The sequence below is a fragment of the Streptomyces sp. NPDC033178 genome (assembly GCF_055577685.1).
Map to the genome: position 1 here is coordinate 63982 of NZ_JBVIPT010000002.1, position 26478 is coordinate 90459.

A 26478-nucleotide genomic window follows, 5' to 3' on the forward strand; every position below is an offset into this window, starting at 1 on the left:
TAGCCGCTGTACGTAACCTTGCCGCCCCGTTACGGGCCGTCGAGGAAGTCGTCTGCGTGGCCGAAAGTCTCCTTTCCGACGATGCCGTCGACGTCCTCCGGCTCCTCGCGGGCCTGTCACCACTTCGTGGCCGAATTCGTCCGCCGACCGACGATGCCGTTGATGTCGTACTTCGTGAGGGGGTGTTTCACGCCGTTGCCGCCCCTCACTCGGCGCCGTGACCCAGTTGTTGTACGGGCCGTCGGTGCCGTCGATGACCTGCGGAGAGGCGGCGGACCCGCACGCGGTCGAAGCGGGCGGGCCCTCGCGCCGAGCGTGGGTTCCGCGGTCGCTGTCACGGTCACGGCGGTGGGAGGTCGACGATTCGATCTGCCCATGGTGTGCGTGTGATCCCCCTGACGTCGCGAGTGACGCAGGAGGCCGCGCATGTGTTCCCCACGTGTCGATGTGTTGACAAGTTCGAGGATTTACGCTGATCACCCCCGACACCAGGGATAACGTGGGCAATCGGGACGCTCCGGGACGTCCCGTGCGCTGACCAGGCGATCCCGTCGGCCGAGAGGGAAGTCGGTGGGACACTGGACCGCAGACCAACGGGCGTGCAACGGTGCATGCCCACAGGCCCGAATGCTCCCGTGCGCCCCCATCCCGGGAACTGAGATCCTTACTGTGCGCATCCCTGTGGGTAGCCAGAACGAGGACTCGGCAGAGGGCTTCACGCGCGGGAAAAGCCAGCATGTACGGGGGGAAAGAGGGGGGTAGCAATGCCTCGTTGGAGGGCCTTGCCGGATGAACTCGATCCGCAGGTCAGGGAGTTCGCCAGCCAGCTGCGCCGGTTGGTCGACCGCGGCGGACTGAGTGTCGCCGCCGTGGCCGACCGCACCGGGTACAGCAAGACGTCCTGGGAGCGGTATCTGAACGGCCGACTGCTCGCGCCGAAGGGCGCGATCGTGGCTTTGGCCGAGGTGACCGGGACCAATCCCGTCCATCTGACGACGATGTGGGAGCTTGCCGAGAGGGCCTGGAGTCGCTCGGAGATGCGCCACGACATGACCATGGAAGCGATCCGGATCTCCCAGGCGCGTGCCGCGCTCGGGGAGTTCGGGTCGACTCCGGCCAAGGGGGGACGGAACGGGAAGCAGGCGCGCGCCGGGGGTAGTGCGACTGGGGCGCCCACGCCGGGTATTGCGGGACCTGCGGGGGTGGCGCCGACGGTGCCGCCGGGGACTCCGGTGCAGGGGGAGGAGCGGCGGACGCCGCACGGCGCCGGTGCCGGCAACGCCTCCGGCGGGGCCTCGGGTTCGCGCGGTGGCGGCTGGGGAGTCGTCGCCACGCCTTCGGGGGCGTCCGGGTCGGCCGGAGGGTACGGATATCCGGGGGGTCTGGGTGCGTCGTCGAGTGTCGGCGCGTCCGGCTCCGCCGGTGTGTCCGGTGGTTCCGGTGCGTCTGGTTCCGGCGGTTCCGGTGCGTCGGGCCTCGGTCCGTCGGGTTCCTTCGGGCCGCCCGGGATGGCCGGTCCCGCGGGGGCTGCCGGTTCGGCCGGTTCGGCCGGAGGGCCGCCTCAGGACGCGCGTCCGGGTTCGGGCGGTTCGCCCGACGGGAAGCGGGGGAAGCGGCGGCTCACGATGTTCCTCGCGGGGGTCGTGGGTGCGCTCGTGGTGATAGCCGCGGCCGTGTTCCTCACGGACGGCGGGGGCGACGACAAGGCCGGGAGCGACACCACGCCGACGCCGACACCGACCGTCAGCAAGGAGCTGCCGGCGGGTGTCGAGTGCTTCGGCGCAGACTGCGCGGGCAAGGACCCGGAGAACATGGGCTGCGGCGGCACGCTTGCGACGACGGTCGAGAAGGCCGTCGTCGGCACCGCCCAGGTCGAGGTCCGTTACAGCGAGACGTGCGGGGCCGCGTGGGCCCGCATCACCGCGGCGGGGCCCGGCGACGAGGTCCGGATCACGGCGGGCAAGGCGGCTGCCCAGACCGCCGAGGTCGACACGGACACCGACGCCTACACCCCGATGGTCGCCGTGAAGAACGCCACCGAGGCCAAGGCCTGCGCCACCCTGCAGACCTCGGGCGAGGAGGGCTGCACGAAGTAGCACACAGAGGCTCACGCTGAACGAGCTTCGACCAGGTGCCCGCCTCACGAGGCGGGCACCTGTTTTTCGGGTCGCGGGCACCCGCCTCTTCTGGGCGGCGGGCACCCGCCTTCTCGTGGCGCGGACACCAGCTCTCCGGGCGGCGGGTACCTGCTTACTTGGCCGCCGGGGGACTGTCTTTTTTAGGGGCGCGGGGAACTGCGCGACCAGCGCATCACGACCTGTACGTATTCACCGGCCCGGGCCCACCCGCTTCTCCACGGCCGAGGGCATCTCTCCTCCGGGCCGCCGGCAACTGCCTTTAGGGGCGCGGGGAACTGCGCGACCAGCGCATCACGTCCCGTACGTATTCACCGGCCCGGGCCCACCCACACGATCCGGGGCGCCCTCGCAACTATTCGCCGCACAACAGGAATGCCCTCCCCCTGCCGGGGCAGGCGAACCGTACCCCCACGGGAGTCCGGCGCCGCCCGGGAGGTTCCCCCCCTCCCGGCCAACCGGCACCCCCACCAAGGCGGCCGTCGTCCTTCTCTCCCGGAACGACGGCCGCCTTCCCGTGCCCCCACGTCCGTCCCCTCCCACACCCCGCCCCGTGCCCCGTGACCCGGCGGAGCGCCCGGCGGAGCGCCCTGTGGGGTGGGCCACATCGGCCCCGGCCGTCCGGGATCCCGGATGCGCGATAGCCTGACCGCTGGATCTCTCTTGACGCCAAGAGATCGATCATCGACACCGGTGATCGATCATCCCGGCGGCAGGGCAGGGGATCCCGTACCCCGGGGCAGGGACGCCCCACCGTCGTCAGCTGTCATACGGAGAACGCCATGACCCGCACTCCCGTGAACGTCACCGTCACCGGCGCGGCCGGCCAGATCGGTTACGCCCTGCTCTTCCGCATCGCCTCCGGCCAGCTGCTCGGCGCGGACGTGCCGGTCAAGCTGCGTCTCCTGGAGATCACGCCGGCGCTGAAGGCCGCCGAGGGCACCGCCATGGAGCTCGACGACTGCGCCTTCCCGCTCCTTCAGGGCATCGACATCACGGACGACCCGAACGTCGCCTTCGACGGCACGAACGTCGGTCTCCTCGTCGGCGCCCGCCCCCGCACCAAGGGCATGGAGCGCGGTGACCTCCTGGAGGCCAACGGCGGCATCTTCAAGCCCCAGGGCAAGGCCATCAACGACAACGCCGCGGACGACGTCAAGATCCTCGTCGTCGGCAACCCGGCCAACACCAACGCCCTCATCGCCCAGGCCGCCGCCCCGGACGTACCGGCGGAGCGCTTCACCGCGATGACCCGCCTGGACCACAACCGCGCGCTCACGCAGCTCGCGAAGAAGACGGGCTCGACGGTCGCGGACATCAAGCGCCTCACCATCTGGGGCAACCACTCCGCCACCCAGTACCCCGACATCTTCCAGGCCACGATCGCCGGCAAGAACGCCGCCGAGACCGTGAACGACGAGAAGTGGCTGGCCGAGGAGTTCATCCCGACCGTCGCCAAGCGCGGTGCCGCCATCATCGAGGCCCGCGGCGCCTCCTCGGCCGCCTCGGCCGCGAACGCCGCCATCGACCACGTCCACACGTGGGTCAACGGCACGGCGGACGGCGACTGGACCTCGATGGGCATCCCGTCCGACGGTTCGTACGGCGTTCCGGAGGGCCTCATCTCCTCCTTCCCCGTCACCACGAAGGACGGCTCGTACGAGATCGTCCAGGGCCTCGACATCAACGAGTTCTCCCGTGCCCGCATCGACGCGTCGGTGAAGGAGCTGGAGGAGGAGCGCGAGGCGGTCCGCGGACTCGGCCTCATCTGAGCCGCCCGCCGAGCCGAAGCCTGAAGGCCGAAGCCCGAGCCTGAAGCACAGGCCTGAAGCTCAAGCCTGAAGCCGCCCCCGGGAGTTCCCGGGGGCGGCTTTTCGCGCACCGCGCATCACCGCGCATCACCGCGCATCACCGCGCATCACCGCGCACCGCGCAGCGCTCACCGCGCCGCCCTCCGGGACCTGCTCTCCCCTGTGCAGCAGGTCCCGGACAGCGGGCGCGTACGAGCCCGGCTCAGGCGGTGTCGATCCAGTGGTTCGTGATGGTGGGGCCGCCGGAACAGCGCAGGCTGGTCGGCGTGGTGACCCTCTTCCAGGCGGACCACTTGTAGTCACCGTCGGAGCACCGGATGCCGAGCCGCCAACTGCCGCCGCCCGCCATGCTGTTGCAGGCGCCCCGGGCGAAGGTCGGGCTGGTCTGTTCGCTCCAGCAGGCGCTGGGCGCGGCGCTCGCCGGTCCGCTCATGACACTCAGGGCGAGCGCGGTTCCGAGGCCGGCACTCGCAAGGGCATGACGAAGACGCATGGATCACTCCTCAGGGATTCCTCAGGGACGGTGCCCGAGCAGTGGACCTGCCGGGCAGGAAAGAGCTTGCTGGGGCGGGTCGGACGGGGACAACAGCGTCGGGCCGTCCCGGACAGTCCCGCGCTGTCCGGGCTGGTCAGCCGGCTGTCCGGGTTTCCGCGGGCGCTCGTACGGCCGGTGCGAGGGGGCCGGAAACGGCCTTTGCCGTGTGACGTGCCTCCGACAAGGATGTCTGGCATGGGCGACCACGGGCACGCAGCGCCGCAGCAGCCGTCACAGCGGACGCCTCCGGACATGCCTCCTGACACGCCTCGGCCGACGCCTCAGGACACGCGGAACGCCGCTGAGTTCGCCGCCCGGCTGCGACGGCTCAAGGACCGGTCGGGGCTCTCCTACCGGCAGTTGGAGGAGCGGGCCGCCGAGCAGGGCGAGGTACTGCCGCGCAGCACCCTGGCCGACGTACTGCGCCATGACGCCCTGCCGCGCCCGGAGATGCTGACGGCGTTCCTCAACGCCTGCGGGGCGGGGCACGAGGCGGAGGCGTGGCTGGCGGCGCGGAACCGGATCGCCGATACGGAGCCGCCCGGGACCCGCCCGGAACAGGAGCAGGACGAGGACCGCGGCGAGCACCAGGACCGGCAACAGGAAGAGGCACAGGAACAGTCACACGAGCAGGCACACGAGCAGGCACACGAATACGAGCAGGAGCCCGCCCACGCCCATGCCCACGCCCATGCCCACGTGCAGGCGCCGGGAGGAGGCCCGACCGGTCCCCAGGACGCGTCGGCCCCCGCCGCAGGGGCGGCCGGCCAACCACCTCGCCACCGCCCGCTGCGGGGCCTGACCGGCTCGCGCCGGCGATTATCCGGTGCCGTGCTGACCCTGCTGGTCCTGGTCGGCGGCGGCTACCTCGCGTCGACGGCGGGCAAGGACGCGGACGACGACGGCCGCAAGCGGGGCCGGCCGAACGCGACGAGTGCCGGCGACGCGGCGAGTGAGGACACGACGGGGAGCGACGGAGCTTCGCCCGTCCCGGGCACCTACCGCATCCGCTCCCTCAGCTCCTCCCTCTGCCTGTCCGAGCGGGACGGCGAAGAGACGGGCAGCGTCTACCAGTTCGACTGCGGCCGCGGCCTCCTGACCTACGCCCTGGAGGACCAGGGGGACGGGGTCTACCGCATCCGCTCGATCCACCCGGTCTTCGGCTACGGCTGCCTGGGTGTCACCGGCGGCAGCACCCGGGGCGGCGCACGTATGGCGGACGACTACTGCGGCCACCGCGGCAACGCCGAACGCTTCCGCCTGAAGCCGGTCGGAACGGACGGGTCACGCGGGCCGCGCGGGTATCGCATCATGCCCCTGCACACCGACTCCTGCGTCTCGGTGCCCGGCGCTTCCAAGAAGAGCTGGACGCCGGTGCTCCAACTGCCCTGCGGACAGGGCGAGTCGGGCCAGACGTTCCGCTTCGACCCGGTCCCCTCGCCGAGCGCGGTGCCCTCGATCAGCAGCAAGGACGGCTGACGAGCGACAGACGACAGGCGACGAACGACGGACGACAAGTGAGGGACGACGAGCGACGGACGACAGGTGACGGACGACGGACGGCGGAGGAAGGGGCCGTACGTCAGCCGGGCAGGACCAGGACCTTCTCGAACCAGTAACTGGCGTGCGCGTTCGCGTCGTACGCCGGGATCTCGACGTACCCGCTCGTGCGGTACATCGCGGCGGCCTCCTTGAGAACCTCGTGCGTGTCGAGGCGTACGACGTGATGCCCGCGCCGGGCGGCCGCACGCTCCAGTTCGGTCAACAGCCGCCGCCCGAGGCCGAGTCCGCGGGCGTCCGGGTGCACCCAGAGATGCCGGATCTCGGCCGTGCCGGCGTCGAGCGCGCACAGCGCCCCGCAGCCGACGGCACGCTCCTCCTCGTACGCGACGAGGAGGACCGCGATTTGCTCCGGCGGTACGAGATCCGCGGGGGCGTATCCCTCGGGGAACCGCTCGTCGAGCTCGGCGGCGAAACCGGCCAGACAGGCGCGCGCGTCGGCCGACCGGGCGTCGACGGCCCTGACACCGACCCCGGCCAGCCGCAGCAGCCGCTCGGCCACGGTGACGGCCTCCGTCAGCCGACCCCGCTGCTCCTCGCTCAGCCCGTCGAGCAGCCCTTCGGCGAGACCGTCGGCCCGCCGGTTCTGCTCCGCCAGCTCCGCCCGCCCGGTCTCCGTGAGCTCCGCGAGCCGCAGCCGGCTGTCCGTCGGGTGCACGCTGACCCGGACGAGGCCCTGGCCCTCCAGCGCGCGCACCATCCGGCTCAAGTACCCGGCGTCCAGGCCGAGTCGGGTCCTCAGCTCCTTCAGCGACGTGCCGGTCCCGATCTCGAACAGCAGGCGCGCCTCGCCGAGCGGGCGGTCCTGCCCGAGGTAGTGATCGTCGAGCACACCGATCCGGCGGGTGAAGTACCGGTTGAAGCGGCGCAGGGTGGTCACGTGCTCCGCGGACACTGACGCTTTCACTGGCTCCATATTTCTTTGACTTTAGTCAAAGGACGGTCGAGTGTCCATGGGGGTCGGCCGGGTGTCCATGGGTCGAGCAGTCATGCGTTTCGCACCTTCTGCCCTTCTTTCCGATGATTTTTCAGTGACCCCGCGCACTATCCGTCACTGGTTGTGCATGCAAACCAGGTCCCGGGGCAGGTGCACTCGGCCCGCGAGAGTGACACGCGTGTGACACAGGGGCACGGAACAGGAACGGAAGGCAACACCGATCATGTCGGTACACCAGGCGCAGCAGACGATTCACGTGGGCGGAGAGTGGCGTGCGGCCGCCTCAGGGGCCACTCGCGACATTCTCGACCCGGCGGACGCCAAGACGTTCGCCGTGGTCGCCGAAGGCGGCGTACCGGACACGGACGCCGCCGTCGAGGCCGCCCGGCGCGCCTTCGACCACGGAGAGTGGCCGCACACGCCCGTCACCGAGCGGGCCGCGCTTCTGCGCCGCGTCGCCGACCTCCTCGTACGCGACCGCGAACGGCTCGGGCTCCTGGAGAGCCGGGACGCGGGCAAGACCCTGGAGGAGGGGCGCGTCGACATCGACTGTGTCGCCGACGCCTTCCGGTACTTCGCCGACCTCGTCGTCGGAGAGGGCGGCGGCCGGGTCGTCGACGCCGGGTCGGACGACGTCCACAGCGTCGTCGTGCACGAACCCGTCGGCGTCTGCGCGATGATCACGCCCTGGAACTACCCCCTGCTGCAGGCGAGTTGGAAGATCGCCCCCGCCCTCGCCGCCGGGAACACCTTCGTCGTCAAGCCGAGCGAGATCACTCCGCTGACCACGGTCGCCCTCATCGAGTTGCTGGTCGAGGCCGGTCTTCCCGAGGGTGTCGCCAACATCGTCACCGGGCCCGGCCACAGCGTCGGGGCCCGGCTCGCCGAGCATCCGGACGTCGACCTCGTGTCGTTCACCGGCGGACTCGTCAGCGGCACGAAGGTCGCGCAGGCCGCCGCCGTCACCGTCAAGAAGGTCGCCCTCGAACTCGGCGGCAAGAACCCCAACGTCGTCTTCGCCGACGCCTGCGCCACGGAGGAGGGGTTCGACACCGCCGTCGACCAGGCCCTCAACGCCGCCTTCATCCACAGCGGGCAGGTCTGCTCCGCCGGTTCCCGGCTCATCATCGAGGAGTCCGTGCGAGAGCGCTTCGTCGCCGAACTGGCGCGGCGGGCCGAGCGGATCCGCCTCGGCCGCGGCACCGAGGACGGCGTCGAGTGCGGACCGCTGGTCTCCGCCGAACAGCGCGAGAAGACCGAGTCGTACGTTGCCTCCGCGCTCGCCGAGGGCGCGGTGCTGCGAGCCGGCGGCGCCCGCCCCGAGCCGTCCGCCGAGCGGCCCGCCACCGGCTACTTCTACGAGCCGACCGTCCTCGACCAGTGCCACCGCGACATGCGGGTCGTCCGGGAAGAGGTGTTCGGCCCGGTCCTGACTGTCGAGACCTTCCGCACGGAGGACGAGGCCGTCGCGCTCGCCAACGACACGGAGTACGGGCTCGCGGGCGGCGTCTGGACCGCCGACGCGGGGCGCGCCCGGCGCGTCGCCGGCCGGCTGCGGCACGGCACCGTCTGGATCAACGACTTCCACCCCTACCTCCCGCAGGCGGAGTGGGGCGGCTTCGGCAAGAGCGGTGTGGGGCGCGAGCTCGGGCCCGCTGGGCTCGCCGAGTACCGCGAGACCAAGCACGTCTACCAGAACCTCGCGCCGAAGCCCGTCCGGTGGTTCACGGGCTGACCCCCGCCCCGACCACCGTCGACTCCCCGGACTCCCCACCGCACAAGGCACCTTGGAGCGCCACGCCATGCCTGAACACGCCACGCCTGAACACGCCATGCCCGAGCACGCCGTGCCCGAAGAACAGAACACAGCCGTGTCCGAAGAACAGAACACGTACGACTACGTCGTCATAGGCGGCGGCACCGCGGGATCGGTCATCGCCTCCCGGCTCACCGAGAACCCGGACGTCACCGTCGCCGTCATCGAGGGCGGCCCGAGCGACGTCGGCCGCGACGACGTCCTGACCCTGCGGCGCTGGATGGGCCTGCTCGGCGGGGAGCTGGACTACGACTACCCGACGACCGAGCAGCCGCGCGGCAACTCGCACATCCGGCACAGCCGCGCCCGGGTCCTCGGCGGATGCTCCTCGCACAACACGCTCATCGCGTTCAAGCCGCTGCCGTCCGACTGGGACGAGTGGGAGGCGGCGGGCGCCAAGGGCTGGGGCGCGGTGCCGATGGAGGCGTACTTCCCGCGGCTGCGCAACAACATCGTGCCGGTCGACGAGAAGGACCGGAACGCCATCGCCCGCGACTTCGTCGACGCCGCGCAGTCGACGCTCGAAGTGCCGCGCGTGGAGGGCTTCAACAAGCAGCCGTTCACCGAGGGCGTCGGCTTCTTCGACCTCGCGTACCACCCGGAGAACAACAAGCGGTCGAGCGCGTCGGTCGCCTACCTGCATCCGTTCATGGACGAACGGCCCAACCTCCACATCCTCCTGGAGACCTGGGCGTACCGGCTGGAGCTCGACGGGACGCGCGCCCGCGGTGTGCACGTACGCACCAAGGACGGCGAGGAAGTCCTCGTCCGGGCGCGGAACGAAGTGCTGCTGTGCGCCGGTGCCGTCGACTCGCCACGGCTGCTCATGCACTCCGGCATCGGGCCGCGCCAGGACCTCGAAGCGCTCGGTATCCCCGTCGTCCACGACCTGCCGGGCGTCGGCGAGAACCTGCTCGACCACCCCGAGTCGGTCATCGTCTGGGAGACGGACGGGCCGATCCCCGAGAACTCCGCGATGGACTCCGACGCGGGCCTGTTCGTGCGGCGCGACCCCGAACACGCCGGTCCGGACCTGATGTTCCACTTCTACCAGGTCCCCTTCACGGACAACCCGGAGCGCATCGGCTACGAACGCCCCGCGCACGGCGTCTCGATGACCCCCAACATCCCCAAGCCGCGCAGCCGAGGCCGCCTGTACCTGACGAGCGCCGACCCGGCCGAGAAGCCCGCCCTCGACTTCCGCTACTTCACGGACGAGGACGACTACGACGGCCGCACCCTCGTCGACGGCATCAGGATCGCCCGCGAGATCGCCAGGTCCGAGCCGCTCGCGCACTGGCTCAAGCGCGAGGTGTGCCCCGGACCGGACATCACGGGGGACGAGGAACTCAGCGTGTACGCCCGGTCGGTGGCGCACACCGTGTACCACCCGGCGGGCACCTGCCGGATGGGCGCCTCCGACGACCAACTGGCCGTCGTGGACCCCGAGTTGCGTATCCGTGGTCTCGAAGGCATCCGGATCGCCGACGCGTCGGTCTTCCCGACGATGCCCGCCGTGAACCCGATGATCGGGGTGCTCATGGTCGGCGAGAAGTGCGTGGACCTGCTGGGAGGCGGTGCGTGATGAGCAGTACGTCAACCGATGTTCAGGATGCCGCTTTCGAGCGCACGGATGCCGAGCGCGCGGGCACTGCCCCCGTCTTCGCCGTCGAGGGGCTCTGGAAGGTCTTCGGCCCCAAGGCCGACCGCGTCCCCGCCGACCCCGAGCTCGCGGCCCTCACCCCGGCCGAACTCCGGTCCCGTACCAGCTGCACGGCCGCCGTCCGGGACGTGAGCTTCGACGTGCGCAAGGGCGAGGTCTTCGTCGTCATGGGCCTGTCCGGCTCGGGCAAGTCCACGCTCGTACGCTGTCTGACCCGGCTCATCGAGCCGACGGCCGGTTCGATCGTCATCGACGGCGAGGACGTCCGCGCCATGGACAAGGCGCGGCTGCGCGAACTGCGCCGCCACCGCGCCGCGATGGTCTTCCAGCACTTCGGCCTCCTGCCGCACCGGACCGTGCTCGACAACGTCGCGTACGGGCTCGAAGTCCAGGGTGTCGGCAGGCGCGAGCGTCGCGAGAAGGCCCAGGAGGTCGTCACCAAGGTCGGCCTCGAAGGCATGGAGCATCGGCGGCCCGGCCAGCTCTCCGGCGGTCAGCAGCAGCGCGTCGGACTGGCGCGGGCGCTCGCCGTGGACCCCGAGGTCCTGCTGTTCGACGAGCCGTTCAGCGCGCTCGACCCGCTGATCCGGCGCGACATGCAGGAGGAGGTCGTCCGGCTCCACCACGAGGAGGGCCGCACGATGGTCTTCATCACCCACGACCTGAACGAGGCCCTGCGCCTGGGCGACCGCATCGCCCTCATGCGCGACGGCCGCGTCGTCCAGCTCGGCACGCCCGAGGAGATCGTGGGCTCGCCCGCCGACGACTACGTACGCGAGTTCGTACGGGACGTGCCGCGCGAGCAGGTCATGACGGTACGGCGGGCCATGCGGGCCGCGTCCGCGCAGGAGGCGGGCGAGGGTCCCGCCCTCACGCCCCAGGCCACGGTCTCCGAGGCCATCGAGGCGGTCGCGCGCACTGGCCAGACCGCCCGCGTGGTGGACCGGGGGCGCTGCCTCGGGGTCGTCGACTCGGACGCGCTGCTGGGGGTGGTGGCGGGGACCGGCGGGCGGTTCGACGACGCGGACACCGGTTCGGCCACCGATGCGACTGGTGGTTCGCGCGTCGGTTCGTCCACTGCGGCCACCGGTTCGGGGTCGGGTGCCGGTTCGGAGTCGGGTGCCGGTTCGGCCGAGTCCGCTTCCGACAAGGGTGACGGAACGGCCGAGCACGCTCGCGAGGGGGTGGCCTGATGGCCACGATCACCGCGGCCGCTCCCCGGAGCGGTCTCCCCGGCTTCCTCAAGCGCCCCGCCGCCGGCAAGCTCCTGCTGCTCGCCGTCGCGGCGGCGGTCCTCGTCCCGCTGGCCGACGCCCGTTGGGCGAGCGGCAGTTGGCCGCACGCCCTCACCGTCGACCTCACCGAACCCCTCGGCAGGGCCAGCGACTGGGTCATCGACAACCGCGACAGCCACCCGCTGTTCCTCTACTTCTTCGGGTACGTCTCCAACGCGGTCGTCCTCTCCGTACGCGCCGTCTACCTCGTCCTGCTCGCCGCCGGCTGGGCGGGAGTCACGGCCGCGGCGGCACTGGTCGCCTGGCGGGTCGCGGGGGTACGGCTGGCGCTCGGCACGGGCGCCGCGTTCCTGGCCTGCGGGCTGCTCGGCATGTGGATCCCCACCATGCAGACGCTCGCGCTGATGGTGGTCGCGGTCCTCGCGTCCGTCGTGCTCGGCGTGCTCCTCGGCCTCGCGGCCGGGCTCTCCGACCGTACGTACCGCGCGCTGCGCCCCGTACTCGACACCATGCAGGTGTTCCCGGCCTACGCGTACCTGCTGCCGGTCGTCCTCGTCTTCGGCATGGGTGTGCCGGCCGCGGTACTCGCCACCGTCGTGTACGCAGCCCCGCCCATGGCCCGCCTCACCGCGCTCGGCCTGCGCGGCGCCGACGCCGGGGTGATGGAGGCCGTCGAGTCCCTGGGCACCACGGCTCGGCAGCGGCTCCTCACGGCCCGCCTCCCGCTCGCCCGCAAGGAACTCCTCCTCGGCCTCAACCAGACGATCATGATGGCCCTGTCCATGGCCGTCATCGCGTCCGTCATCGGCGCGGCCGGCCTCGGCGACCGCGTCTACCAGGCGCTCGCCTCGGTCGACGTGGGCGCGGCGCTCGCCGCCGGCATCCCGATCGTGCTGCTCGCGGTCGTCCTCGACCGGGTGACGGGCGCGGCGGGAGCGGTGGGCACGGGGGGCGGGTTCGGAGAGCCCAAGTCGCGCTGGACCGGCTGGGCCTACGCGGCCGTCGTGGCCCTCGCCGTCGCGGTCGCCGGACGCCTCACCGACCGTCTCGACTGGCCCGAGGCCTGGCTCGTGAACATCGCCGAGCCCGTCAACAGGGCCGTCGACTGGATGACGGACCACCTCTACTCCGGCGTCCCCTACGTGGGCGGCACCGCCGACTGGGCGGGCCACTTCACCACCTGGGTCCTGGACCCGGTGCGGGACGGCCTGCAGTGGCTGCCCTGGTGGTCGGTCCTGCTGATCGTCGCCGCGCTCGCCTGGCTGATCGGCACCTGGCGCACCGCGCTCACCGCCGTCCTCGCGATGGCCGCCATCGGCGTGCTCGGCGTGTGGGGGCCGTCCCTCGACACGCTGTCGCAGGTCCTCGCGGCCGTGGCGGTCACCCTGGTCCTGGGCTTCGCGACCGGCATCGCGGCGGCCAGGAGCGAGCGCTGCGAACGCGTGCTGCGCCCCTTCCTGGACGTCTTCCAGACGATGCCTCAGTTCGTCTACCTCATCCCCGTCGTCGCGCTCTTCGGCGTGGGCCGCGCCCCGGCGGTCGCCGCCGCGGTCGTCTACGCCCTGCCCGCCGTCGTCCGCATCACCACACAGGGCCTGCGCCAGGTCGACCCGGCGGCCATGGAGTCCTCGCGCTCGATGGGCGCCACGGGCTGGCAGCAACTGCGCCAGGTCCAGCTGCCGTTGGCCCGTCCGGCACTGCTGCTCGCGCTCAACCAGGGTGTCGTCCTGGTCCTCGCCGTCGTCATCATCGGCGGCCTGGTGGGCGGTGGCGCACTCGGCTACGACGTCGTGTTCGGGCTCGCCCAGGGCGACCTCGCCACGGGCCTGGTGGCCGGCGCGGCGATCGTCTGCCTCGGCCTGATGCTCGACCGCGTGACCCAGCCGACGGACCGCCGCACGAAGAAGGGAGCCTGAGATGCGTACGCGTTCGAGTCGTACAGGTCGTATGGGTCCGGGTCGTATGAGTCGTGCGACCGGTCGTACGCGCATGACGGGCGCTCTGGCCGTCGGCTGCTCCCTGCTGGTGCTGACGACGGCCGGCTGCGGAGCCGCCGACATGACCAAGCAGGCCTCGCCCTTCGCCAACGCGCAGGGGGCGAAGACCGTGACCCTGTCGGTGCAGTCGTGGGTCGGCGCACAGGCCAACGTGGCCGTCGCGCAGTACCTGTTGGAGCACGAACTGGGCTACCGCGTCGACACCGTCCAGGTCGACGAGGTCCCCGCGTGGGACGCGCTCAGCCAGGGCCGGGTCGACGCGATCCTGGAGGACTGGGGCCACCCCGAGCAGGAACAGCGGTACGTCAAGGACAAGAAGACGATCGTGAACGGCGGCGGCCTCGGCGTCACCGGGCACATCGGCTGGTTCGTACCGACGTACTTCGCGAAGCAGCACCCGGACGTGACCGACTGGAAGAACCTGAACAAGTACGCCGACCAGCTACGCACCCCTGAGAGCGGCGGCAAGGGGCAACTGCTCGACGGCTCGCCCTCCTACGTCACGAACGACAAGGCGCTGGTGAAGAACCTGGACCTCGACCTCCAGGTGGTGTTCGCCGGTTCGGAGGCGGCCCAGATCACCCAGATGCGCCAGTTCGCCAAGGAGAAGAAGCCGTTCCTCACGTACTGGTACTCACCCCAGTGGCTCTTCAAGAAGGTCCCGATGACGGAGGTGAAGCTGCCCGCCTACAAGGAGGGCTGCGACGCCGACCCGGAGAAGGTCGCCTGCGCCTATCCGCACACCCCGCTGCAGAAGTACCTGAACACGGACTTCGCGAAGAGCGGCGGCAAGGCGGCGGCCTTCCTGAAGAAGTTCAAGTGGACGACCGAGGACCAGAACGAGGTCTCCCTGATGATCGCCGACCAGAAGCTGACGCCCGAGGAGGCGGCGCGGAAGTGGGCCGAGGGCCATGAGTCCACGTGGAAGGCGTGGCTGCGCAAGTAGGTCACTGCCAGTAGGTCACTGCCGTGCGGGCCGTCTGCCGTACGGGCCGTCCAAGTGGCCATCCCTGTACGGGTGCCGGGTGTCTCCCTGACGAGGGCACCCGGCACTCCCGCATACTGTGCCGCTGCTTGTACTGCCACAAGTGCCGCTACTCGTACTGCCGCTCGTTGGTACTGCTACTTGTACTGCCCGGGCGTGTAGTGGCCGGCCACGAGACGGCAGGTCACGCCGAAGCGGTTCCAGGCGTTGATCACCGTGATGGCGGCGATCAGCTGGGTCAGCTCGGCCTCGTCGAAGTGGCGGGCGGCGGTCTCGTACACCTCGTCCGGTACGAAGCCGTCCGTCAGGACCGTCACGGCCTCGGTGAGCGCGAGGGCGGCGAGCTCCTTCTCCGTGTAGAAGTGCCGTGACTCCTCCCACGCGCTGAGCTGGACGACCCGCTCGACGCTCTCGCCCGCCGCGAACGCGTCCTTCGTGTGCATGTCGAGGCAGAACGCGCAGTGGTTGAGCTGCGACGCGCGGATCTTCACCAGCTCAAGGAGCACCGGGTCGACGCCCTTCCGGGCAGCCGCGTCCAGCCTGACCATGGCCTTGTAGACCTCGGGGGCGAACTCGGTCCACTGGAGGCGGGGGGCGTGCTCGCGGGCGAGCGGGGTGTCCTGCTGGATGTCGGTGGGGGTGGTGTTCGTCGTCATGATCATGAGCCTACGTTCGGAGTAGCCCAGGAGTATGGTCCATTTCCATGGTGAAATCCTGGGCCACTTTTGGCGTGGATCTGCATGTCGACGTGTCGCGCACCGGCTCCGGCCTGCGCAAAGGCCTGACGGACGCGCTGCGGGCCGCCGTGCGCGGCGGACGGCTCGCACCCGGGACCCGTCTGCCGTCGTCCCGCTCCCTCGCCGCCGATCTGGGCATCGCGCGCAACACCGTCGCCGATGCGTACGCCGACCTCGTGGCCGAGGGCTGGCTCACCGCCCGCCAGGGCTCCGGCACGCGGGTGGCGGAACGCGCGGTGGTGGCACCGGCCTCCGCCCCGCCCCGGCCGCGTGCGCCCGGCGGCCCGGCGTACGACCTCGTCCCCGGCACCCCCGACCTCGCCTCCTTCCCGCGCGCCGAGTGGCTCAAGGCATCCCGCCGGGCCCTCGCTGCGGCCCCGTACGACGCTCTCGGATACGGGGACCCGCGCGGCCGCGTCGAACTGCGCACCGCGCTCGCGGGCTACCTCGCCCGGGCCCGCGGCGTACGCGCCGACCCCGAACGCATCCTCATCTGCTCCGGGTTCGCACACGGCCTGATGCTGCTCGGCGCGGTGCTGCGACAGCGGGGCGCGGGGGCGCTGGCGATGGAGTCGTACGGGCTCGACGTGCACTGGAATCTGGTGGAACGGGCGGGACTGCGCTCGGTGACCCTGCCGTTCGACGAACTGGGCACGCGCACGGAGGAGTTGACCGGGGGAGGGCTTGGTCGGAGCGGCGGCGGAAGGGGCAGTGGCGGCGGGCAGGGGAGCCGGGGTGGGCGTGGGGGCGGAAGTGGCGGGCACGGATCCCGGGACGGGAGCGGGAATGGGAGCAAGAGTGGGCCCGGCGGTGTGCGGGCGGTGCTGCTGACCCCAGCCCATCAGTTCCCCATGGGCGTGCCCCTGCATCCCGACCGCCGGGCCGCCGTGGTCGACTGGGCGCGGCGGACGGGCGGGCTGATCCTGGAGGACGACTACGACGGGGAGTTCCGCTACGACCGGCAGCCCGTGGGCGCGCTCCAGGGCCTCGACCCGGACCACGTCGTGTACCTCGGCACCGCCAGCAAGTCCCTGGCCCCCGGCCTGCGCCTCGGCTGGCTGGTCCTGCCGCCGGACCTGGCGGCCGAGGTCACGGCGGCGAAGGGCGGCGCGGACTGGTCGTGCGGCGTCCTGGACCAGCTGACCCTGGCGGAGTTCATCACGTCGGGCGCGTACGACCGCCATGTGCGCGCCTCACGCCTCCGTTACCGCCGTCGCCGCGACCACCTCGTCTCGGCCCTGGCCGCCCACGCGCCCTCGGTCACGGCCACCGGTATCGCGGCCGGCCTCCACGCGGTGCTCCAACTCCCGCCCGGCACCGAGCAGTCGGTCGTCCGCGCGGCGGTCTGGCAGGGCCTGGCGGTCCACGGCCTGACCCGCTACCGCCACCCGTCCGCCACGGCCCCGCCCCTGGACGCACTGGTCGTGGGGTACGGGACACCTACGGACAGCGCATGGCCGGGAGCACTGGAGGCACTGGTCAGGGCGTTGCCCTAGAGCGGCCGGGCGATGCGCCGGCGACATACGGCCCCGAGAGGCGCGGCCCTGCGAGGCGCGGCCCCGCGAGGCGCGGCCCCGAGAGGCGCGGCCCTGCGAGACACGGGCGCACCGCCCGGCCGGGCACGGAACGGAAACCGCGCGGAACGGTGACCGCGCGGAACGGAAACCACACGGAACGGGGCCCCGACCCGTGGAGCCCTATGGCGCGACCGATTCCGACTCGTCCACCTCCACCGGCGCCTCCCCGAAGCGGGCCAGCGCCAGCGCCCCGGCCACCGCAACGGCGAAGCCGAGCACGGCCAGCCAGGCCAGCTCCTCCCGCGTACGGTCGCCCAGCCACACCACGCCCACCACCGCGGGCCCGATGGTCTCGCCGATGACCAGCCCCGCCGTGGCCGTCGTCACCGAGCCCCGCTGGAGCGCGGAGGTGAGTAGCAGGAACGCCGCGCCTCCGCCCAGCAGCAGGGCGTACGTCGCCGGGTTGGTGAGGAGCGCCGAGGGAGTGAGGCCGTCGATGAGCCGGACCGACACCTCGACCACCCCGAACCCGAACCCGGCACCCAGCCCGAGCGCGAGCGCCCGCCCCCGATCGGGCAGTCGCCCGGCCAACGCGCCGAGGAGCAGCACGACCACGGCGGTGCCGAGCATCGCGTACTTGAGCGCGGTGGAACCGGCCCGGTCCCCCTCCTCTCCCGACGCGAGCCCGAGCATCGCGAGCCCCGCGCACACCACCCCGACCGCGCCCCATTCGAGCCCGCTCAGCCGCACATGGAGCAGCCATGCCGCGACCACGGCCGTCACCGCGAGGCTCGCGGCGAGCGCCGCCCCTACCGTGTAGATCGGGAGCGACCGCAGGGCCACGATCTGCAGGACGAACCCGGCCCCGTCGAGCGCGAGCCCGGCGATGTACCGCCACTCGCGCAGCGCCCGCAACAACAGGGCGGCGTCCACACCAGAAGTCCCGCCGGTCGATCCACCGGTCGATCCGTCGGGCGAGTCACCCGGGGAGCCGGAGCTCTCCGGTCCCCGCGCGGCCGCCCGCGCCGCGATCGCCTGCAACACCGTCGCCGTGCCGAAGCACACCGCCGCACCAAGGGCGCACACCATTCCAAAGAGCACAAAGCGACTGTAGGGGAGCGAGAGTTCGGGAGAGCCGTTTGTACAACCCGCTCACCTGATCTTTAACCTGTCCGGGGCCGGACAAGCGAGCCGGTCATGGACGAGCCCGCCGAACGGGCCCAACGGGGGAGACCCGCCACCCGGACGACTCCCTGCGCCCGTACTGGGACGAGTCCGCGTACTACGTCTTCCCGCTCCCCGAGGTCGAGGGGCTGGAGGAGGTCGTCGAGGAACTCCACACGATGTGCCTGGCGGCGGCCGAGCACATCGTCACCGAGAACCGCTTCGCCGACCTGGGCATCACCGACCCCCGAGTGGTGGAATCGGTCACCGAGGCCTGGCACCGCCGCGCCGAACTCCCGTCCCTGTACGGCCGTTTCGACCTCCGCCACGACGGCACGGGCCCGGCCAAGCTCCTGGAGTACAACGCCGACACCCGACCTCACTCGTCGAGGCCGCCAGCCCCCAGTGGTTCTGGATGGAGGAACGCTTCCCCGGCGCCGACCAGTGGAACTCCCTCCACGAACGCCTCGTCGATGCCTGGAAGAAACAGTCCGCCCTCCTCCCGCCCGGCAACCCCCTCTACTTCGCACACTCCGCCGCCGACGAACTCGGCGAGGACCTGATGACCGTCGCCTATCTGAAGGAGACCGCGGAACAGGCCGGCCTCGACACCGCCTGGATCGCGATGGAGGAGATCGGCTGGGACCGCCTGTCCGGCCGCTTCGTCGACAAGCAACTCCGCTTCATCCGCAGCTGCTTCAAGCTCTACCCCTGGATGGGGGTCCCTCCCGGTCGAGCGAAGCCGAGACTGGGGGAGGCTCACCACCGACCGCTTCGCCCCGCACGTCCTCGCCACCCTCGACAACGGCGGCGGCACGGGAATCACGATGTGGATCGAACCGGCCTGGAAGATGCTGCTCAGCAACAAGGCCCTCCTCGCGATCCTCTGGGAGCTGTACCCGGACCACCCCCACCTCCTCCCCACCTTCCTCGACGGCCCACGCGAACTGGCCGCCACCCGCGGATTCGTGGCCAAACCCCTGCTCGGCCGCGAGGGCGCCGGAGTCACGGTCCACGAACCGGGCTCCGCTCCCGTACTCCGCGAAGAACCCCGCTGCTACCAGGAGTTGGCACCCCTCCCGTCCTTCGACGGCAACCGCGTCGTCCTCGGAGCCTGGGTCGTCGAGAACGAGTCGGCAGGCCTCGGCATCCGCGAATCCTCCGGCCTGATCACGGACGAGTACGCCCGCTTCCTGCCGCACGTGATCCTGTAACCCACCTCCACGGCACCGTGGTCGGGGGGCCTCGGCCCCGGCGAGGCGCAAGAGGTCGGCGAGGTCGGCGAGGCCGGTCACACACCCAGCACGCCCCGCAACTGCGCGAGCCCCCAGTCCAGGTCCTCCTTACTGATCACCAGTGGCGGCGCGATCCGGACCGTGGACCCATGGGTGTCCTTGACCAGCACGCCCCGGTCCATCAGCTTCTCGGAGATCTCCCGGCCCGTGCCGTACGCCGGGTCGATGTCGATCCCCGCCCAGAGCCCGCGCCCCCGCACCTGGGTGATCCGGCCCGAGCCGGCCAACTGCCCCAGCTCCCGGTGCAGATGCTCGCCCAACTCGGTGGCCCGCCGCTGGTACTCGCCCGACCGCAGCATCGCGATCACCTCCAGCGCCACCGCACAGGCCAGCGGATTCCCGCCGAACGTCGACCCGTGCTCACCCGGCCGGAACACCCCGAGCACCTCGCTCGACGACACCACCGCCGACACCGGCACCACCCCGCCCCCGAGCGCCTTGCCCAGCACATACATGTCCGGCACGACCCCCTCGTGCTCACACGCGAAGGTCCGCCCCGTCCGCCCGAGACCCGACTGGATCTCGTCCGCCACGAACAGCACGTTCCGCTCGCGCGTCAGCTCCCGTACGCCCGCGAGGTAACCGGCCGGCGGCACCAGCACGCCCGCCTCGCCCTGGATGGGCTCCAGCAGCACGGCCACGGTGTTCTCCGTGACCGCCGCGCGCATCGCCGTGAGATCCCCGTACGGCACGATCTCGAAGCCCGGCGTGTACGGACCGAAGTCCGCCCGCGCCTCGGTATCCGTGGAGAAGCTGATGATCGTCGTCGTACGCCCGTGGAAGTTGTTGCCCGCCACGACGACCTTCGCCCTCCCCTCGGGCACGCCCTTGACCCGGTACCCCCACTTTCGGGCGGTTTTCACGGCCGACTCGACCGCCTCCGCGCCCGTGTTCATCGGCAGCACCATCTCCATGCCGCACAACTCGGCCAGCCGCGTGCAGAACTCGGCGAACCGGTCGTGGTGGAACGCCCGCGACGTCAACGTCACCCGCTCCAGCTGTGCCTTCGCCGCCTCGATGAGCCGAGTGTTGCCGTGACCGAAATTCAGCGCCGAATACCCGGCCAGCAGATCCAGATAGCGGCGCCCCTCGACATCCGTCATCCAGGCCCCGTCCGCCGTCGCCACGACGACCGGCAGCGGGTGGTAGGTGGGCGCGCTGTGGGCTTCGGCCGAGGCGATCAGTTCTTCGGTGGTGCTCACGGGGTCTCCGTTTCCGGCCACACGAGGGCTCGTGACCTGCTTCTTTTCCCGCTTCTGTGCCAGAGCTCCGGCCCGGCTCCCTTCCGGCCGTCCGACTGCATATGGCCCCTTTCCTATCGTCGCTCGCATGGTGGACGGCGGACCCCGACGGTCCGGCGCGCCCGGTACGCTGATCCACGGGCCGTGACTGGCGCGCTGGGATGGGAACGACCATCGGGGAGCGGCCCAAGAAACTGTGTGCCGTGCGCCTGGGCCGAACCGTGAACGCCGAACGCCACGTCCGGAGGCCGTCATGCCAGAGCCCCTCTCCAACGAATCCACCGCCTTCCGCAGCGCCCTCGAAGTGATCCGCGCCGTCGAGCCCCGCGTCGCCGACGCCATCGGGCAGGAAGTCGCCGACCAGCGCGAGATGCTCAAGCTGATCGCCTCCGAGAACTACGCCTCCCCGGCCACCCTCCTCGCGATGGGCAACTGGTTCAGCGACAAGTACGCCGAAGGCACCGTCGGCCGCCGCTTCTACGCCGGCTGCCGCAACGTGGACACCGTCGAGGCCCTCGCCGCCGAGCACGCCCGCGAGCTCTTCGGCGCCGAGCACGCCTACGCCCAGCCGCACTCCGGCATCGACGCCAACCTCGTCGCCTTCTGGGCCGTCCTCGCCGCCCGCGTCGAAGCCCCCGCCCTTCAGAAGGCCGGCGTCCGCAACGTCAACGACCTCTCCGATGCTGACTGGGCCGAACTGCGCCAGGCCTTCGGCAACCAGCGCATGCTCGGCATGTCCCTGGACGCCGGCGGCCACCTCACCCACGGCTTCCGCCCGAACATCTCCGGCAAGATGTTCGACCAGCGCTCCTACGGCACCGACCCCGCCACCGGCCTCATCGACTACGAGGCCCTGCGCACCTCCGCCCGTGAGTTCAAGCCCCTGATCATCGTCGCCGGCTACTCCGCCTACCCCCGTCTCGTGAACTTCCGGATCATGCGGGAGATCGCCGACGAGGTCGGCGCGACCCTCATGGTCGACATGGCGCACTTCGCCGGCCTCGTCGCCGGCAAGGTCCTCACCGGTGACTTCGACCCGGTCCCGCACGCCCAGATCGTCACCACGACCACCCACAAGTCGCTGCGCGGCCCGCGCGGCGGCATGGTCCTGTGCGACTCCTCCCTCACCGACCAGGTCGACCGCGGCTGCCCGATGGTCCTCGGTGGCCCCCTCCCGCACGTCATGGCCGCCAAGGCGGTCGCACTCGCCGAGGCCCGCCGCCCCGAGTTCCGCGACTACGCCCAGGCCGTCGTCGACAACGCCCGCGCTCTCGCCGAGGGCCTGATGCGACGCGGCGCCACGCTGGTCACCGGCGGCACGGACAACCACCTCAACCTCATCGACGTCGCCTCCTCCTACGGCCTCACCGGCCGCCAGGCCGAGACCGCCCTGCTCGACTCGGGCATCGTCACCAACCGCAACGCCATCCCCGCCGACCCCAACGGCGCCTGGTACACCTCCGGCATCCGCATCGGCACCCCGGCGCTCACCACCCGTGGCCTCGGCGCCACCGAGATGGACGAGATCGCCGGCCTCATCGACCGCGTCCTCGCCACCACGGAGCCCGGCACCACCGCCAAGGGCGCCCCTTCCAAGGCCCAGCACGTCCTGGACCCGAAGATCGCCGACGAGATCTCCCACCGGGCGACCGACCTCCTGGCCGGCTTCCCGCTCTACCCGGAGATCGACCTCGGCTGACACCGCGACCGAGGCCTCGGCCGAGACTGCGGACGAGGGCGCGGGCGCCGCGACCGAGAACCGACACCCGGTCTCGGCCGGAGCCGCCCCACCGGCCGAACCAGCGGATTCGTAGGCCGACTCACAAGCCGGCTCACAAGTCGATCAACTCCTGTCGTTACTCCCGCGGCGGCCCAGGCTCACGCCCGGCCGCCGCGCGGCGTATCAGCAGGGTGCCGCCGGAGCCGAACGCCGGGCTTGCCGCGGGCCCGGCTGTCGACCACCCCGGGTCGCCCGCGGGATCGGCCGCACCGCCGCCCGTCACGCGCCCGGACCGAACAACTCCTACGCCCATCTCAGACATCCCTCAGCTCCTGTCGAGGACCCGCTTCCCGAACCCGTCGACGGCCCAACTGCCGTACTCCCGGCAGCCGCCCGGCGAACGGCCGCAGCCCCAGGGCCAGCACAGCCCCGGTCGCCAGCCCAGGTATCGCCCACCACCAGTCGGTGTCGTCGTTGCCCGCCGCGGCGGCCGCAGCCGTGCCGGACCGCTCCGTGGGCTCGGGGGCGGGTGCGGGCGCGGCGGCGTCCTCCGTCGACTCCCAAGGCGCCGGATAGATGGCCCCGGCGCCGTCGCCGGACGATTCGCCCAGCACGCCGAGCTTCTTCAACAGCGCGCGCACCGCGTCCGGTTGCTCGGCCTTGTGCCAGTAGCCGTTCATGGACTTCGGAACGTTGGCCGCCGTATGTATCCAGACGTCCTTGGTGCGCGGTGTCTCCGGATAGACGCGGTCGACCCGCCAGGGCGACACGTCATGGATCATCCAGGTGACGTTGATCTGCCGACCGCTGCCCACGCCCAGCCCGGGCGGTTCCTCTCGGGTGCCGCTGCCCGGCGATCCCAGGAGACGCTGCAACTCCTCGTACTCCTCCTTCGAGTTGTAGAGCGCTGCGCTCTGGCCGCTCTCCGGCGAGACCACCAGCACACTCGTCGGACCGCCGGCCGCCGCGGTGGGCGCGCACATCACGACCAGACCGAGCGCCATCGCCCACCCCGAGATCGCCACCCATCCCCGGCTCCCCGTCACCCGTGCACGAACCCTGCGCATCCCGACACCCCCAATCGGTCCCGGTGCGGTCCGCCCGCACTCGCGTGTCACTTCTGGTACACCGCTCGACCCACCGGGGTTCCCACTCGACGCCGACCAAAATTTCGAGGAATCCGCGCCGCCCCGGCCTCGTCCGCCCCGCCAGGCCCGTCGCGGCCCGTCGCGGCCCGTCCCGGCTCGCTCCGGCCCGACTTGGCCCGTCCCGGTCAACAGGCCCACTAATCCAGCGACTTCGCGATCTCCACCGCCCGCGACCGCGACGCCACACCCTCCAGCCGGAGCGTCATGTCGCCCCCGTGCATCCACAGCAGCGTCGGTCCGGCGGTCCGCTTGGAGCGGGTGAACTCCCCGTCCCCGTCCATCAGCCAGAGGCGCAGGAGATGAGGGTCGGGGAACCACAGTGCCGTACGCTCGGCGAAGTCCGCGTCCTTGCCCAGCGGCACATACTCCGGCTGCTCCCGCACGAACTTGGTGAAGCCGGGACTCAGCAGCGCCGGATACTCGTCCAGCCGGACCGTGCGCCCCTGCTCGCGCCAGCACAGGGTGATCAGGAACCGCCCCTTCGGCTCGCGGGTCACCGTCACTGCCTCCGGGGTCCCCAGGGCAGGGGGCGCGAGGGGCGCGAAGCCCGCCCTCCGCTCGGCCTCGGCGAGAGTGAGGGACGGGCCGCCGCAGCCGGGCACCTCGGCCCCCGGCGAAGGCGTCGCCGACGGGTCGTACCGCACCTCCACCCCGCCGAAGTCGAACCACTCCACGACCGCGGCGCGCACCGGAGGCGTGAGCACGAGGACCGTCAGCAGACCGCACAGCCCTGCGGCCAGCGCACGCTGACGCGCCCGGGCCCAGCGGCGCACCGCCCTCAGCCGCTCCGCGAGGCCCGGTGGCTCGGCCACCGGGACCGGCACGTGCTCGGCCAGTATCTGCTCCAGCACCCGCTCGACCATCGACTCACCGCCCACCGCCCCGGGCCGGTCCAGCGACCGCCCGAGCGCCCGCAACTCCTCGGGCAACCGGGAAACACCCTGCCCGTGCCCATCCCCCTGCCCCGGCCGGGGCACATGCCCATGTCCGTGTCCGTCCCCGTCCCCGTTCCGGCCCCCGCCCAGGCCCTCACCACGGCCCCGGCCACCGGAGGACCCCGTACCCCTCTCCTCGTACTCCTCGTACTCCTGCGACTCGTACGAGTCACCCATGCTCATCACCTCCTCCCCGCGCTCTCCGACCTCTCGGGCCGCCCAGGCCTTCCGCATCCGCCGCACCCGCGGCGTCCCCCGCATCCCCCGACCCCTCCCGCGGCTCGAAGTCCGGCAGCAGTCTGCCGAGCTTCCGCAGGGCGCGGTTGAGCCGGGATTTCACCGTCCCCCGCGGCCAGCCCAGGGCCTGGGCGGTCTCCGACTCGTCCATCTCCAGCAGATAGCGGTAGGTGACGACCAGGCGGTGGTCCTCGCCCAGTCCTTCCAGAGCGGCCAGCAGTGCCGTCCGGCGCTCGACCTCCAGGGCCGCGGCAGCCGGATCCGCCGATTCCGGTATCAGCGGCTCGGCCTCCACGAGGGCGGCCTCACGGCCGGCCAGCGTCCGCTGGCGCACCGCCGTCCGCACTGTGTTCCTCGTCTCATTGGCGACGATCGAGAGCAGCCACGGCTTGAACGCCGCGCCGTCCCGAAAGCGCCCCAAGGAGCAGTAGGCCTTGAAGAAGGCCTGCTGCACCACGTCCTCCGCGTCCGCACCCGCCCCCAGTGCCGCGGCCGCCCTGAGCGCGAGGCCCGTATGGGCACGCACCAGCTCCGCATACGCCTCCGGCTCTCCGGCGCGCACGCGTGCGATCACCGCGGCCTCATCGACGATGCGGCCCCCCTCCCGCGTCCTCACGCTCTTGTTACACCGCCCGAGGCAGATCGGTTCCCACCCGTGGCACTTCTGTTTCCGACCAGTTCCGGAACGGCCCCCGACACCTGAGAGAATGGTGAGTATGGCTTCAGACCGTCCTCGTGTGCTCTCTGGAATCCAGCCCACCGCAGGCTCGTTCCACCTCGGCAATTACCTCGGCGCCGTCCGTCAGTGGGTGGCCCTGCAGGAGTCCCACGACGCGTTCTACATGGTCGTCGACCTGCACGCGATCACCCTTCCGCAGGACCCCGCGGACCTCCGCGCCAACACCCGGCTCGCCGCGGCCCAGCTGCTGGCCGCCGGTCTCGACCCGGAGCGCTGCACGCTCTTCGTCCAGAGCCATGTCCCCGAGCACGCGCAGCTCGCCTGGGTCATGAACTGCCTCACCGGCTTCGGCGAGGCGTCCCGCATGACCCAGTTCAAGGACAAGTCCGCCAGGCAGGGCGCCGACCGCGCCTCGGTCGGCCTCTTCACGTACCCGATCCTGCAGGTCGCGGACATCCTGCTGTACCAGGCCAACGAGGTCCCGGTGGGTGAGGACCAGCGCCAGCACATCGAGCTGACGCGCGACCTCGCCGAGCGCTTCAACGGCCGCTTCGGTCAGACGTTCACCGTCCCGAAGCCGTACATCCTCAAGGAGACCGCGAAGATCTTCGATCTCCAGGACCCGACGATCAAGATGAGCAAGTCGGCGTCGACTCCGAAGGGCCTCATCAACCTTCTCGACGAGCCCAAGGTCACCGCCAAGAAGGTCAAGAGCGCGGTCACCGACACGGACACGGTGATCAGGTACGACACCGAGAACAAGCCGGGCGTCAGCAACCTGCTGACCATCTACTCCACCCTCACCGGGACCGGTATCGCGGAACTGGAGCAGAAATACGTCGGCAAGGGCTACGGTGCGCTGAAGACCGACCTCGCCGAGGCCATGGTCGACTTCGTGACGCCGTTCCGGGAGCGTACCCAGCAGTATCTGGACGACCCGGAGACGCTCGACTCGATCCTGGCCAAGGGGGCCGAGAAGGCCCGCGCCGTCGCTGCGGAGACCCTCTCCCAGACGTACGACAGAGTGGGTTTCCTGCCGGCGAAGCACTGACTGCCGGGACGACGGCCAGTACGAGACCAGGACAACACCGGTACGACAACCGGAACGGGGCCGTACGGCCGTACAGTCGA

General features: G+C 71.2%; 19 protein-coding genes, 1 pseudogene and 1 riboswitch. Of the genes and pseudogenes, 12 read left to right on the plus strand and 8 right to left on the minus strand.

What is annotated here, in order from left to right; all coding sequences use genetic code 11:
* Window positions 1-764: 764 nt before the first annotated feature.
* Window positions 765-2096 (plus strand): helix-turn-helix domain-containing protein, encoded by a 1332-nt coding sequence (locus ACZ5VQ_RS04250; protein ID WP_469103625.1) that lies wholly within the window; start codon window positions 765-767, stop codon window positions 2094-2096.
* An 821-nt stretch (window positions 2097-2917) separates the two neighbouring features.
* The gene (locus ACZ5VQ_RS04255) at window positions 2918-3907 is read left to right on the plus strand and encodes a malate dehydrogenase (RefSeq protein ID WP_362072318.1); all 990 of its coding nucleotides are present in this window, start codon (window positions 2918-2920) and stop codon (window positions 3905-3907) included.
* A gap of 241 nt (window positions 3908-4148) precedes the next feature.
* On the opposite strand, the gene ACZ5VQ_RS04260 is transcribed toward ACZ5VQ_RS04255, so the two are convergent.
* Complete coding sequence (locus tag ACZ5VQ_RS04260) at window positions 4149-4439, minus strand: hypothetical protein (RefSeq protein WP_362072316.1); 291 nt, start codon at window positions 4437-4439, stop codon at window positions 4149-4151.
* Between the two features lie 237 nt (window positions 4440-4676).
* Here ACZ5VQ_RS04260 and ACZ5VQ_RS04265 point away from each other — a divergent pair, with 237 nt between their 5' ends.
* A complete protein-coding gene (locus ACZ5VQ_RS04265; RefSeq protein ID WP_469103626.1) occupies window positions 4677-5960 on the plus strand; it encodes a helix-turn-helix domain-containing protein in 1284 nt (427 codons plus the stop codon).
* 103 nt (window positions 5961-6063) lie between these two features.
* On the opposite strand, the gene ACZ5VQ_RS04270 is transcribed toward ACZ5VQ_RS04265, so the two are convergent.
* Window positions 6064-6957: a GNAT family N-acetyltransferase gene (locus tag ACZ5VQ_RS04270; RefSeq protein ID WP_469103627.1), complete on the minus strand. Its 894-nt coding sequence runs from the start codon at window positions 6955-6957 to the stop codon at window positions 6064-6066.
* Between the two features lie 244 nt (window positions 6958-7201).
* On the opposite strand from ACZ5VQ_RS04270, the gene ACZ5VQ_RS04275 reads away from it, so the two are divergent.
* The 5 genes from ACZ5VQ_RS04275 to ACZ5VQ_RS04295 all read left to right on the plus strand — a co-directional run bounded on the left by ACZ5VQ_RS04275 (window position 7202) and on the right by ACZ5VQ_RS04295 (window position 14635).
* Complete coding sequence (locus ACZ5VQ_RS04275) at window positions 7202-8713, plus strand: aldehyde dehydrogenase family protein (RefSeq protein WP_469103628.1); 1512 nt, start codon at window positions 7202-7204, stop codon at window positions 8711-8713.
* A gap of 97 nt (window positions 8714-8810) precedes the next feature.
* Window positions 8811-10379: a GMC family oxidoreductase gene (locus ACZ5VQ_RS04280; protein ID WP_469104051.1), complete on the plus strand. Its 1569-nt coding sequence runs from the start codon at window positions 8811-8813 to the stop codon at window positions 10377-10379.
* On the plus strand, window positions 10379-11650 hold the full coding sequence (locus ACZ5VQ_RS04285) for a quaternary amine ABC transporter ATP-binding protein (protein WP_469103629.1): 1272 nt from the start codon (window positions 10379-10381) through the stop codon (window positions 11648-11650). Before ACZ5VQ_RS04280 ends, ACZ5VQ_RS04285 begins: the two co-directional genes overlap by 1 nt.
* Window positions 11650-13608, plus strand: coding sequence for an ABC transporter permease (locus tag ACZ5VQ_RS04290; RefSeq protein WP_469103630.1), 1959 nt, complete (start codon window positions 11650-11652; stop codon window positions 13606-13608). The genes ACZ5VQ_RS04285 and ACZ5VQ_RS04290 overlap by 1 nt, the downstream gene beginning before the upstream one ends.
* 46 nt (window positions 13609-13654) lie before the next feature.
* Window positions 13655-14635: an ABC transporter substrate-binding protein gene (locus ACZ5VQ_RS04295; RefSeq protein ID WP_469103631.1), complete on the plus strand. Its 981-nt coding sequence runs from the start codon at window positions 13655-13657 to the stop codon at window positions 14633-14635.
* A gap of 176 nt (window positions 14636-14811) precedes the next feature.
* On the opposite strand, the gene ACZ5VQ_RS04300 is transcribed toward ACZ5VQ_RS04295, so the two are convergent.
* Window positions 14812-15330 (minus strand): carboxymuconolactone decarboxylase family protein, encoded by a 519-nt coding sequence (locus tag ACZ5VQ_RS04300; protein WP_469103632.1) that lies wholly within the window; start codon window positions 15328-15330, stop codon window positions 14812-14814.
* A 47-nt stretch (window positions 15331-15377) separates the two neighbouring features.
* Here ACZ5VQ_RS04300 and ACZ5VQ_RS04305 point away from each other — a divergent pair, with 47 nt between their 5' ends.
* On the plus strand, window positions 15378-16907 hold the full coding sequence (locus ACZ5VQ_RS04305; RefSeq protein WP_469103633.1) for an aminotransferase-like domain-containing protein: 1530 nt from the start codon (window positions 15378-15380) through the stop codon (window positions 16905-16907).
* Between the two features lie 201 nt (window positions 16908-17108).
* Here the strand turns inward: ACZ5VQ_RS04305 and ACZ5VQ_RS04310 are convergent, their stop codons facing one another.
* The gene (locus tag ACZ5VQ_RS04310; RefSeq protein WP_469104052.1) at window positions 17109-18017 is read right to left on the minus strand and encodes a hypothetical protein; all 909 of its coding nucleotides are present in this window, start codon (window positions 18015-18017) and stop codon (window positions 17109-17111) included.
* 143 nt (window positions 18018-18160) lie between these two features.
* Here ACZ5VQ_RS04310 and ACZ5VQ_RS04315 point away from each other — a divergent pair.
* Window positions 18161-19306, plus strand: a pseudogene (locus ACZ5VQ_RS04315) (glutathionylspermidine synthase family protein); the annotation flags it as partial.
* A 77-nt stretch (window positions 19307-19383) separates the two neighbouring features.
* On the opposite strand, the gene rocD reads toward ACZ5VQ_RS04315, so the two are convergent.
* Entirely contained in the window at window positions 19384-20589 is a 1206-nt protein-coding gene (gene rocD, locus ACZ5VQ_RS04320; RefSeq protein ID WP_469103634.1) for an ornithine--oxo-acid transaminase, read from the minus strand.
* Between the two features lie 173 nt (window positions 20590-20762).
* Window positions 20763-20850, plus strand: a riboswitch (ZMP/ZTP riboswitch).
* A 31-nt stretch (window positions 20851-20881) separates the two neighbouring features.
* Between rocD and ACZ5VQ_RS04325 the strand changes: the two genes are divergently transcribed.
* The gene (locus tag ACZ5VQ_RS04325) at window positions 20882-22327 is read left to right on the plus strand and encodes a glycine hydroxymethyltransferase (protein ID WP_469103635.1); all 1446 of its coding nucleotides are present in this window, start codon (window positions 20882-20884) and stop codon (window positions 22325-22327) included.
* A gap of 335 nt (window positions 22328-22662) precedes the next feature.
* Here ACZ5VQ_RS04325 and ACZ5VQ_RS04330 read toward each other — a convergent pair whose 3' ends face one another.
* From ACZ5VQ_RS04330 to ACZ5VQ_RS04340, 3 genes are all read right to left on the minus strand, one after another.
* A complete protein-coding gene (locus ACZ5VQ_RS04330) occupies window positions 22663-23373 on the minus strand; it encodes a hypothetical protein (protein WP_469103636.1) in 711 nt (236 codons plus the stop codon).
* 260 nt (window positions 23374-23633) lie between these two features.
* The gene (locus ACZ5VQ_RS04335) at window positions 23634-24608 is read right to left on the minus strand and encodes a hypothetical protein (RefSeq protein WP_469104053.1); all 975 of its coding nucleotides are present in this window, start codon (window positions 24606-24608) and stop codon (window positions 23634-23636) included.
* Window positions 24601-25284 carry an RNA polymerase sigma factor gene (locus ACZ5VQ_RS04340; RefSeq protein ID WP_469103637.1) on the minus strand — a complete coding sequence of 228 codons (684 nt, stop codon included), beginning with the start codon at window positions 25282-25284 and terminating at the stop codon, window positions 24601-24603. Before ACZ5VQ_RS04340 ends, ACZ5VQ_RS04335 begins: the two co-directional genes overlap by 8 nt.
* 100 nt (window positions 25285-25384) lie before the next feature.
* Between ACZ5VQ_RS04340 and trpS the strand changes: the two genes are divergently transcribed.
* Window positions 25385-26398, plus strand: a complete 1014-nt coding sequence (trpS, locus tag ACZ5VQ_RS04345; protein WP_362072284.1) for a tryptophan--tRNA ligase — start codon at window positions 25385-25387, stop codon at window positions 26396-26398.
* Window positions 26399-26478 lie beyond the last annotated feature (80 nt).

Bases quoted from the DNA above. Each gene is read 5' to 3' on its own strand.
- ACZ5VQ_RS04250 (WP_469103625.1), top strand. From the start codon at position 765: ATGCCTCGTTGGAGGGCCTTGCCGGATGAACTCGATCCGCAGGTCAGG.
- ACZ5VQ_RS04255 (WP_362072318.1), top strand. From the start codon at position 2,918: ATGACCCGCACTCCCGTGAACGTCACCGTCACCGGCGCGGCCGGCCAG.
- ACZ5VQ_RS04260 (WP_362072316.1), bottom strand. From the start codon at position 4,439: ATGCGTCTTCGTCATGCCCTTGCGAGTGCCGGCCTCGGAACCGCGCTC.
- ACZ5VQ_RS04265 (WP_469103626.1), top strand. From the start codon at position 4,677: ATGGGCGACCACGGGCACGCAGCGCCGCAGCAGCCGTCACAGCGGACG.
- ACZ5VQ_RS04270 (WP_469103627.1), bottom strand. From the start codon at position 6,957: ATGGAGCCAGTGAAAGCGTCAGTGTCCGCGGAGCACGTGACCACCCTG.
- ACZ5VQ_RS04275 (WP_469103628.1), top strand. From the start codon at position 7,202: ATGTCGGTACACCAGGCGCAGCAGACGATTCACGTGGGCGGAGAGTGG.
- ACZ5VQ_RS04280 (WP_469104051.1), top strand. From the start codon at position 8,811: ATGCCCGAGCACGCCGTGCCCGAAGAACAGAACACAGCCGTGTCCGAA.
- ACZ5VQ_RS04285 (WP_469103629.1), top strand. From the start codon at position 10,379: ATGAGCAGTACGTCAACCGATGTTCAGGATGCCGCTTTCGAGCGCACG.
- ACZ5VQ_RS04290 (WP_469103630.1), top strand. From the start codon at position 11,650: ATGGCCACGATCACCGCGGCCGCTCCCCGGAGCGGTCTCCCCGGCTTC.
- ACZ5VQ_RS04295 (WP_469103631.1), top strand. From the start codon at position 13,655: ATGAGTCGTGCGACCGGTCGTACGCGCATGACGGGCGCTCTGGCCGTC.
- ACZ5VQ_RS04300 (WP_469103632.1), bottom strand. From the start codon at position 15,330: ATGACGACGAACACCACCCCCACCGACATCCAGCAGGACACCCCGCTC.
- ACZ5VQ_RS04305 (WP_469103633.1), top strand. From the start codon at position 15,378: ATGGTGAAATCCTGGGCCACTTTTGGCGTGGATCTGCATGTCGACGTG.
- ACZ5VQ_RS04310 (WP_469104052.1), bottom strand. From the start codon at position 18,017: ATGGTGTGCGCCCTTGGTGCGGCGGTGTGCTTCGGCACGGCGACGGTG.
- ACZ5VQ_RS04325 (WP_469103635.1), top strand. From the start codon at position 20,882: ATGCCAGAGCCCCTCTCCAACGAATCCACCGCCTTCCGCAGCGCCCTC.
- ACZ5VQ_RS04335 (WP_469104053.1), bottom strand. From the start codon at position 24,608: ATGGGTGACTCGTACGAGTCGCAGGAGTACGAGGAGTACGAGGAGAGG.
- trpS (WP_362072284.1), top strand. From the start codon at position 25,385: ATGGCTTCAGACCGTCCTCGTGTGCTCTCTGGAATCCAGCCCACCGCA.